At 69.4% G+C, this 9,074-nt stretch carries 8 protein-coding genes; 5 read left to right on the top strand and 3 right to left on the bottom strand.

Annotated features, from left to right (window positions below):
• Positions 1 to 91 precede the first annotated feature (91 nt).
• The 3 genes from ACFFIO_RS16935 to ACFFIO_RS16925 all read left to right on the top strand — a co-directional run bounded on the left by ACFFIO_RS16935 (position 92) and on the right by ACFFIO_RS16925 (position 2,874).
• Positions 92 to 907 (top strand): enoyl-CoA hydratase-related protein, encoded by an 816-nt coding sequence (locus tag ACFFIO_RS16935; RefSeq protein WP_378043666.1) that lies wholly within the window; start codon positions 92 to 94, stop codon positions 905 to 907.
• A 34-nt stretch (positions 908 to 941) separates the two neighbouring features.
• Positions 942 to 1,805, top strand: a complete 864-nt coding sequence (locus ACFFIO_RS16930) for an SDR family oxidoreductase (RefSeq protein WP_378043665.1) — start codon at positions 942 to 944, stop codon at positions 1,803 to 1,805.
• Positions 1,806 to 1,953: 148 nt separating this feature from the next.
• Positions 1,954 to 2,874 (top strand): amidohydrolase family protein, encoded by a 921-nt coding sequence (locus ACFFIO_RS16925; RefSeq protein WP_378043664.1) that lies wholly within the window; start codon positions 1,954 to 1,956, stop codon positions 2,872 to 2,874.
• Between the two features lie 77 nt (positions 2,875 to 2,951).
• Here the strand turns inward: ACFFIO_RS16925 and ACFFIO_RS16920 are convergent, their stop codons facing one another.
• The 3 genes from ACFFIO_RS16920 to ACFFIO_RS16910 all read right to left on the bottom strand — a co-directional run bounded on the left by ACFFIO_RS16920 (position 2,952) and on the right by ACFFIO_RS16910 (position 6,792).
• A complete protein-coding gene (locus ACFFIO_RS16920; protein WP_378043662.1) occupies positions 2,952 to 4,076 on the bottom strand; it encodes a Gfo/Idh/MocA family protein in 1,125 nt (374 codons plus the stop codon).
• Positions 4,077 to 4,280: 204 nt separating this feature from the next.
• Positions 4,281 to 4,787, bottom strand: coding sequence for a GNAT family N-acetyltransferase (locus ACFFIO_RS16915; RefSeq protein WP_378043661.1), 507 nt, complete (start codon positions 4,785 to 4,787; stop codon positions 4,281 to 4,283).
• Positions 4,788 to 4,791: 4 nt separating this feature from the next.
• Entirely contained in the window at positions 4,792 to 6,792 is a 2,001-nt protein-coding gene (locus ACFFIO_RS16910) for an FAD/NAD(P)-binding protein (protein WP_378043659.1), read from the bottom strand.
• A 469-nt stretch (positions 6,793 to 7,261) separates the two neighbouring features.
• Between ACFFIO_RS16910 and ACFFIO_RS16905 the strand changes: the two genes are divergently transcribed.
• Both ACFFIO_RS16905 and ACFFIO_RS16900 read left to right on the top strand, forming a co-directional pair.
• Entirely contained in the window at positions 7,262 to 8,200 is a 939-nt protein-coding gene (locus ACFFIO_RS16905) for an amino acid ABC transporter permease (RefSeq protein ID WP_378043683.1), read from the top strand.
• The gene (locus ACFFIO_RS16900) at positions 8,197 to 9,039 is read left to right on the top strand and encodes an ATP-binding cassette domain-containing protein (protein ID WP_378043658.1); all 843 of its coding nucleotides are present in this window, start codon (positions 8,197 to 8,199) and stop codon (positions 9,037 to 9,039) included. Before ACFFIO_RS16905 ends, ACFFIO_RS16900 begins: the two co-directional genes overlap by 4 nt.
• Positions 9,040 to 9,074: the final 35 nt, after the last annotated feature.

Here is a 9,074-nt window from a genome sequence, read left to right as displayed (position 1 = left end):
CTCTCAACGGCAATACAGGTGGCTCTGAAAGGCAATACTGGGTGGCTCCCAGACCCTCAAATACTCAACCACACAGGACGTCGTCGTCGAGTTGCAGGACGCCGTCCTCACCATCACCTTCAACCGCCCCGCGAAGAAGAACGCGCTGACTGACGCGATGTACGGCATGCTCGCCGATGCGATCGAACGAGCGGAGTCAGACGCTGCGGTCCGGGTGGTCCTGCTCCGCGCCGAGGGCGATCTCTTCAGCGCCGGCAACGACATCGCGGACTTCAGGCGCCTGGCCGACCAGCTCGTCGAACGCACTGCCGACCAGCCGGCCACCGGGACGGCCGCGACGGAGCCGGGAGGGCCGGCGTCGGGCATCACCGGACAGATGAACGTGTGGCGGTTCCTGCACGCGTTGGCGGCCTGCACCACGCCGATCGTCGCCGCGGTGCAGGGTAAAGCCGTAGGCGTAGGGACCACCATGCTGCTGCACGCCGACTACGTGGTGCTGGCGGAGGGGGCCCAGCTGATCACCCCGTTCGTGGACCTCGCGCTCGCCCCGGAGGCGGCGTCCACCCTGCTGCTGCCCCAGCGCATCGGCCACGTCCGGGCCTTCGCCATGTTCGCGCTCGCAGAGCCGATGGCCGCCGAGGACGCTGTGGCCGCCGGCCTCGCGAACCGCGTGGTCCCGTCGGGCGCGCTGCAGGAGACGGCGCAGCAGGTCGCCGCCGCGCTCGCCGCCAAGCCCGCCGGCTCGCTCACCGCCACCAAGCGCCTCATGCGGGACGCGGGGGTGCTGGCGGAGTTGATCGACCGAGAGGTCGCCGTCTTCACCGAGCGCCTGGCCGGTCCGGAGGCCCGCGAGGCCTTCACCGCCTTCGCCGAACGGCGCTCCCCGGACTTCTCCCAGTTCTCCTGACATTTCTCCTGATAGCCGCAACGGAGGCAACCCCATGACCGAGAACACCGCATCGACCACTGCCGCCCCGCCCACACGATCCCTGGCTGGCCGGACCATCCTGATGTCCGGAGGCAGCCGGGGCATCGGCCTGGCCATCGCCCTGCGAGCGGCGCGTGACGGGGCCAATGTGGCACTGCTGGCCAAGACCGCCGAGCCGCAACCCCGACTGGAGGGCACCGTACACACCGCGGCGGCCGCGATCCAGGAGGGCGGCGGCGGCGCCCTCGCGATCGTGGGTGACGTGCGCGATGACGGCTTGGTGGCTGATGCGGTGGCGCAGACGGCCGAGCGCTTCGGAGGGATCGACGTGGTGGTCAACAACGCCAGCGCGATCGACCTGTCCACGACCGCCGAGTTGCCGATGAAAAAGTACGACCTCATGCAGGACATCAACACGCGAGGCTCCTTTCTGTTGGCGAAGACGGCGCTACCGTGGCTGGCGCAGTCGTCAGCCGCGCACATCCTGACGCTCAGCCCGCCGTTGAACCTCAACCCGCGGTGGGCCGGGCAGCACCTGGGCTACACGATCGCCAAGTACGGCATGTCCCTGGTGACCCTGGGGCTGGCCGAGGAGCTGCGGCAACAGGGGATCGCGGCGAACAGCCTGTGGCCGCGCACCACCATCGCCACCGCCGCGGTGCGCAACCTGCTCGGCGGAGATCAGATGGTCGCCCGCTCCCGGACCCCGGAGATCATGGCCGACGCGGCCTGGGAGATCCTCACCCGAGACCCGAGCGAATGCACCGGGAACTTCTTCATCGACGACGAGGTGCTCGCCGAGGCCGGGGTCACGGATCTGTCCACGTACGGCGGTCCGGCGGAGGAGTTGGAGTTGGACCTGTTCCTGGATGGGTAGCGGCGCGCGGCAGACCCAGTTGGCGGACGTTCACACAAAACTGCGATGGCCGCTACCGTCGGGTAACACGGATCATATTCTGGTCATGGTCCCGCCGCGATTGGCGGTGGGTCAACCGGCTGCACGAATTCCTTCAGGAGGATCACGGGTGACCGAACAATCCGAGAAGACTGCCGGCTGGCTGGACTGGGTGAAGGATCGCGGTGAACCCGCTTTCTCTCTCCCGGACGGGGCCGTGGACGCTCACTGCCACGTCTTCGGCCCGGCGGCGGAGTTCCCGTTCTCACCGACGCGGAAGTACACGCCCTGCGATGCCGGGAAGGCCGATCTGCGGGAACTGAGGGGGCATCTGGGTGTCTCCCGGAACGTCATCGTCCAGGCGACCTGCCACGGGCGGGACAACGCCGCGCTGCTGGACGCGCTGGACTACTTCGGGGACACCGCGCGCGGTGTGGTCTCCGCCGGCGCCGACGTGACGATCGAGCAGCTGACCGCCATCCACGAACGTGGCGTCCGCGGGGTGCGCTTCAACTTCGTCAAGCGCCTGGTACAGAGCCAGCCGTTCGAGGAGCTCGCGCTGGTGGCGGACAAGATCCGCGACTTCGGGTGGCACTTCGTCCTCTACTTCGAGCCCGAGGACCTCCCCGGACTGGAGGGCACCTTCGCGGGCCTCGGTGTCCCACTCGTCATCGACCACATGGGCCGGCCGGACGTGCGGAAGGGCGCGGACTCGGAGGAGTTCTCCTCCTTCCTCCGCTTCGTCGAGCGGACCAACGCCTGGGTCAAGGTCAGCTGCCCCGAGCGGCTCACGGAAGCCGGCCCCTACGCGGTGGACGGGCAGCGTGAGGTCTACGCCGACGTCGTTCCCTTCGCCCGCCGAGTGATCGCGGAGTTCCCCGAGCGGACCCTGTGGGGCACCGACTGGCCGCACCCGAACCTGCGTTCGCACATGCCGGATGATGCGCTGCTGCTGGGATACATCCCGCAGATCGCGCCGACCGCCGCCGAGCAACAGGCCCTGCTGGTGACCAACCCGATGTTCCTGTACTGGTCCTCCACCGTGGCTTAGCCACGATCCAGCGCGGCGGGCGGTCTGAGGGGCCGTTCTCGGATCGGTTGGTTGACCGTGGTCGGGGTGGCCGGGGATCAGGTGAGGCGCTGTTGGGTGCCGGTGTCGGCTGCTCGGCGCAGCGCTTGGAGCATCTGCTTGCGGGCGATCGCGTCGTCGAAGGTGGGGGCGAGCCGGGTGCCGTGCCGAAGGTCGCGCTCGACGACCAGCAGTGACTCGGCGACGGTGACGGCCGGGGCTGGCAGCGAGGCATCGGCGTGGATGTAGGAGGCGGGTACCTGGAGTTCTTCCAGCTCGGACGCCCCGGCCGTGGCCCCGTGGAGGGTGAGCGGGCTCAGTTGGAGGTTGCCGTTCGGTGCGGTCACCACCAGGGTGCCCTCGGTGCCGTTGATCTCCCAGCGCAGCGTGGTGCCGGCGGTTTTGCCGCCGCGGTAGTGGGCCGAGAGCATGGTCCCGTCCACGAGCCGGCCGGCGAGCAGCAGTTGGTCCGGGGTGGTCTTCTCCACGGTGTCGTCGGTGCCGGCGATGCGCACGAGGGGCTGCTGGATCGCGGTCATCGCGGCCAGGGACTCGAACTCGCCCAGGACGGTGCACACCGCGTCGATGGTGTGGCCGAAGGGGATGGTCGTCATCGTCCCGCCGAGCGCATCGTCCTGCAGGTAGGCCTTGTTCTGGTCCACCACGTCGCCCCAGGGCTCGCCCGCGCCCACGAGCGTGGAGGACAGCACACGCCCGAGGTAACCGTCCCGGACCAGGTCCTGCAGGTAGCGGATCTCGGGCCGGGCCCGGGCCTGCAGTCCGGTGGCCGCGTACACCCCTGCGGCGGCGAAGCCATCGCGCAGCTGGCGGGTCTGGTCCAGGGTGGATCCGGAGGGCCATTCGCTGTAGACGGACTTGCCGGCCGCCAGGATCTTCTGCAGCAGCTCATAGTGGTGCTGAACGCGCACGGCCACGATGACCAGGTCCACCGAGTCCGAGGCGATGAGTTCGTCCGGGTTGTCGTAGGCCTCGGCGATGCCGAACTCCTCGGCGGTGGCCTGCGCGGAGTCCAGGCGAGTGGTGCTGACCGCGGTCACCTCCAGCCCGGGGATGGTGGCCAGGGCCGGCAGGTGTGCCGTCCGTCCCCAGCCTGTGGTGGAGGCGCCGATGATTCCGACGCGGATCGGGCGATCGGGGTGGACGTGGGAAGAATGCTGGGTCAATGGTGCTCCTTGATCGTAGGGAGGAGGGGTGCATCAGCAGAGTTGCCAGTGGTGGAGAGCCTAGGGGATCACTTCTCGCTTCAGGTTCCGGTAGCCATGGCGACGGATCCCCTGCACGTCACAGAGTCCGGCAAGCCCTGCTACGAGTCTCCGGCGCAGCGAGATGTTCGCACTCGCAGAAGGCGCGGCGCCCCCTTGTCCACCTCAGGCAAGCAGGTGCTTGGTAAAGGCCAGGTGCGTGATGGACTCCGGATCGGCGTCCAGGTCGAATCCGGGTTGGTAGCCGGTGGCCAGGTACAGGTGCTTTGCCTCGGGCTGGCGAGGGCCGGTGGTCAGGTACAGGCTGCGGTAGCCGTTGCGGACCGCCTCTGCCTCCAGGCGGGCGAGGACGAACCGGGCCAGGCCCCGCCGTCGGTGTTCATGGTGGGTCCAGATCCGCTTCAGTTCCGCGGTATGCCGGTCATACCGACGATAGGCACCACTGGCCACCGACTGGCCGTGCTCCTGGACGATGAGCAGTGCGCCATGCGGGGCGGCGAACTCCTCGGCCGGGTAGCGGCGCATCTCCTCGCCGGCCCCGCCGTACATCGAGCCGTAGCGGGTGTCGTACTCGATCGTCAGTCCGTCGATCAACGGGGTGACACGCGGGTCGTCCAGGGGCAACCGCAGGACGGTCCAATCTGCGACGTCGGCAGCGGTGGTGTGGTTCATGGCATCATCCAACACTGCTGTGGGCCATGGCGATGCGGGCGATCATCTCATCCTCGCGAAGGTCCGGCACCTCGAAGGCCTCTGCGATCGATGACCGTTCCGGTGCCTCCGCCAGGGTGGCCAGGATGCTGCGGGCCAGGGCGTCCGTGTCCCGGAAGGGCGCGGCGTTGCTCCGCGGCCGGGCGAAGGCCCCCTGACCCCAGCCCGTGGCGCCCGCGCCGACTGCGAACAACCGGCGGGCCGGTGACCGGTCGGAGCCAACGACCCGTTGATCCCGGTCGACCAGCATCTTGCCGGAGCCTCCCGGGTCCTCCATCGCGATGCCGTCCGCCTTGAGTTGCCGGAGCAGGAGCTCGGTGGCGGTGGCCAGGGTCGTTGCCGGCAGCCGGGCCTCGACGAGGGCACGAGCGCTGACCGCGACAGGGGACTGGGAGGAGGCAGCGGTGAAGACGCCGCGCCGCTCGTCGGTGCCCACCTCGAGGCCGGGCCCGAGGAACCGCACCAGTCCCGCGTCGTGCAGGGCGAGCAGTTCACGCAGGCGGTGGGCGGGCGGCCCGGAGTCCACGAAGCTGAAGAATCCGTGCCACCACCCGGCGACGATGCTGCGCGACTCCGGGGTCAGGGCCTCGAGGGACAGCACGCGACCGATCTCCATGTAGACCCCGAGCACGCCGAGGAACAGTCCCAGGGTCTCGGAGTTCTGGCCGCCGTCGCGCAGATCCAGGTCCCGGGAGATGTATCCCGCGATGGCACGCTGGACCTCGTCCATCCCGGAGAACTGACGGCCGTGGAACGGCCGGTTCACGTCCTCGAATTCCAGGCGGTCCGCACGGTCCGGGACGGCCGCGGTGACGAGGGCGCGGCGGGCTTCGGAGTACCAGTCCGCGGCCGCGAACTTCTCGGAGAACTCCGTCCAGTGGAGGAGGACGCGTTCCGGATGGCCGGTGACCAGTTCACGGTAGTAGGCGTAGGCCATGTCCTTGGTCATGAGCGGCCAGAGGTGTGTGGCGAAGTCGAGCAGCCCGTGCTCGTCTCGCAGGGCGGCCACGGCTTCCCGGGTTAGGAACCGCGGCGGCTCGGCGGGGAGGCCCTTCAGGCTCCCGCGGATCTTGGAGTGGTACGGCACGCCGCGTCGTGAGCCCACCCAGAGTCGCGGTTCACGGCCCGAGGGTCGGTACAGCAAACGGCCGTCGGAGCGTTCGTCGAAGGTTCCTCCGCGGTCCTCCATCACCAGCACCATGAGATCGATGAACGCCAGGCCCATGCCCGCGACTATGACGTCCTCGTCCGGTTGCAGCACCTCCAGGTCGACATCGTTGGTGTAGGCCGGCGGGACATGGACGACGCCGTGTTCGGCGCGCTCGGCGGCGAAGCGGGAGAAGCGCGCGGACTCCTCCGATGGGGCGGACTCGGTGTGCCCGACGGCCACGACGACGGCGTCGGCGACCAGCTCGGCCCCGCCGGCCAGCCGCACCCGCCAGCGGTCTGCGGCCTCGCGGTGGATGCCGACTGCGGTGTCCCGGTGCACTGTGAGGCGGAGGTGATCGCCGCACCGGGCGACCGTGCGCTGGAAGAACCACTCCAGGTACACGCTGTGGAGCCGGCGCGTCGGGAAGTCCTGCGGTCCCAGCTCCTGCAACTGGCGGCGCAGGTCCTCGTCCAGGGGCGGGACGTCGGTCAGCCGACCCTCCAGCACCGCGTCGCGCCACTCGGCCAGGGACGGCCCGTCCTGCGCGGGGCCGGCGCATTCCACGGAGTCGTCCGTGAACATGGTGACGTCCTCGGCCATGGAGTTCAGCTTGAGCAGCGGACTCTGCCCGCGCCGCCAGATCCGTCCGGATCCGGGACTGAAGGGCTCGACCAGGTGTACGTGCACCGGCCCGCGGACGAGCAGGGAGGCGTTGGCGGCGAGGCGCTCGAGCAGCATGGCGGACCGAGGCCCTCCGCCGACCAGGACCAGGTCGCAGGTGGTGGCGTCTTTGGCGGTGCCCGTCGTGTGTGCCATGCGGTGTCCTCCGTGGTCGGTGCGGCGGTCCCCAGCGTAGGAACGAGCGGCCCCCGCGGCGAGGGCGGCGGTCACCGCACGTCAAGCTGCGACGCGCTGGGGACCGTCACCGCCGGATCGACACGGGGCGAAACACAGCGCCGCGGATGCGTCGTCCGATGACCTGCCGTGACACCGGACGACGGCGCCGGTCGCTCATTGCGTCAGGCGTCCTGGCGATGGATCCGACCCGGCGCCGTTCATAGCGTTGCGGTCACACACACCGTCGGTGGCCTTCCGACGGCCACCAGATGCCGGAAAGGAGCCCAGCATGGCGACGACGCCGAACACTGAGGTACGGCCCGCACCACCCGGTTCCGAGGGCGCCGGCACGCCGTCGGCCACCGCAGCCGGTGACCTGGCCGACGCAGTGGGCCAGGTTCCCGACGCCGGCCCGCAGGCCGGGGACGGGCGCCCACCCGGCACCGTGATGAGAGAACCGGCGACGGACTACTCGGACTACCCGGTGCAGCCCGCGCGGCACCCGGGCCGTTGGGTCGGGACCGTGCTCGTCGGACTGCTGGTGGCCGCCGTCGTGTGGTCCCTGGTCACCAACCCGCGCTGGGAGTGGGACGTGGTGGCGCAGTGGTTCACCGCGGAGTCCGTGATCCGCGGGCTGGGGGAGACGCTGAAGCTCACCGCGATCGCCGGCATCCTGGGCTTCGTCCTGGGGTTCCTGTTGGCCCTGATGCGGCTGTCCTCCTCGCCGCTGCTGGTCTCGGTGTCCTGGACCTTCTCCTGGATCTTCCGGTCGACTCCGCTGCTGGTGCAGCTGCTGCTCTGGTACAACCTCGGCTACCTCTACGACAGGATCAGCCTCGGCATCCCGTTCACGGACGTGACGTTCTTCGAGGCCAGCACCACCACCCTGATCAGCCAGTTCGCCGCCGCCGTCCTCGGCCTGACCCTGAACCAGGCCGCCTACTCGGCGGAGATCATCCGCGGGGGCATCCTGTCCGTGGACCAGGGCCAGCTCGAGGCCGCGTCGGCACTGGGCCTGCCCGCCTGGCGGCGCAACACCAGGATCGTGCTGCCCCAGGCGATGCGCTCGATCCTGCCCACGGCGTTCAACGAGATCATCGGCCTCGTGAAGGGCACCTCGGTCGTCTACGTCCTGGCCTACTCCGAGCTGTTCTACACCGTCCAGGTGATCTACAACCGAACCCAGCAGGTGCTGCCCCTGCTGCTGGTGGCCACCCTCTGGTACATCGTCATCACCTCGGTGCTGAGCGTGGCCCAGTACTACATCGAGCGCCACTACTCCAAGGGCGCCCTCCGCACCCTCCCGCTGACGCCCCTGCAGAAGCTCCGACGGCTTCTCGCCATCCGTTCCACCAGCCCGTCCGCCACCCGAAAGGGCGACCGATGACCACCGCGCCGACCTCCGCCCCGACTGTTCGCCCGACCGACCCACCGGCCTCCGAACCGACCCGTGGCCTCATCCAGATCCGTGACGTGCACAAGTCCTTCGGCGCGAACGAGGTCCTGAAGGGCATCACCCTGACCGTGGAACCCGGCGAGGTCGTGGCCGTCCTCGGCCCGTCCGGCTCCGGCAAGTCCACCCTGCTGCGCACCATCAACCACTTGGAGCGGGTGGACCGCGGCACCATCGCCGTGGACGGCGAGCTGATCGGCTACCGGCCGCGCAACGGCAGGCTGCACGAGCTGCGGGAGCACGAGGTGCTGGCCCAGCGCACCCAGATCGGCATGGTCTTCCAGAGCTTCAACCTCTTCCCGCACCTGACCGCCCTGGAGAACGTCACCGAGGCACCCATCCACGCCCAGCGCAGGGGCAAGGCAGCGGTCAGGGCCCGGGCCGTTGAGCTCCTGGAGCGCGTGGGGCTGGCGGACAAGATCGACGCCTACCCCCGCCAGCTCTCGGGGGGCCAGCAGCAGCGGGTCGCCATCGCCCGCGCCCTGGCCCTGGACCCGAAGATCGTGCTGTTCGACGAGCCGACGTCCGCCCTCGACCCCGAGCTGGTCAACGAGGTGCTGGACGTCATCCGCAGCCTCGCCGAGTCCGGCACGACCTTGGTGATCGTCACCCATGAGATGACCTTCGCCCGCGACGTGGCCGACCGCGTCGTCTTCATGGACCAAGGGGCGATCGTCGAGGAGGGGACCCCAGCCCAGATCTTCGGCACCCCCCGTCACGAACGCACCCGGGCCTTCCTCTCCAAGGTCCTCGAGCCCGACTACGACATCTGACCTGACGCCTCCGCACCCCGACCAGCACTTCCACA

It is taken from the genome of Citricoccus parietis (assembly GCF_042433045.1).
GTDB classification, from domain to species: Bacteria; Actinomycetota; Actinomycetes; order Actinomycetales; family Micrococcaceae; genus Citricoccus; species Citricoccus parietis.
Note: the sequence above shows the minus strand (reverse complement) of the source record. Positions and strands in the feature narration are given on the sequence as shown.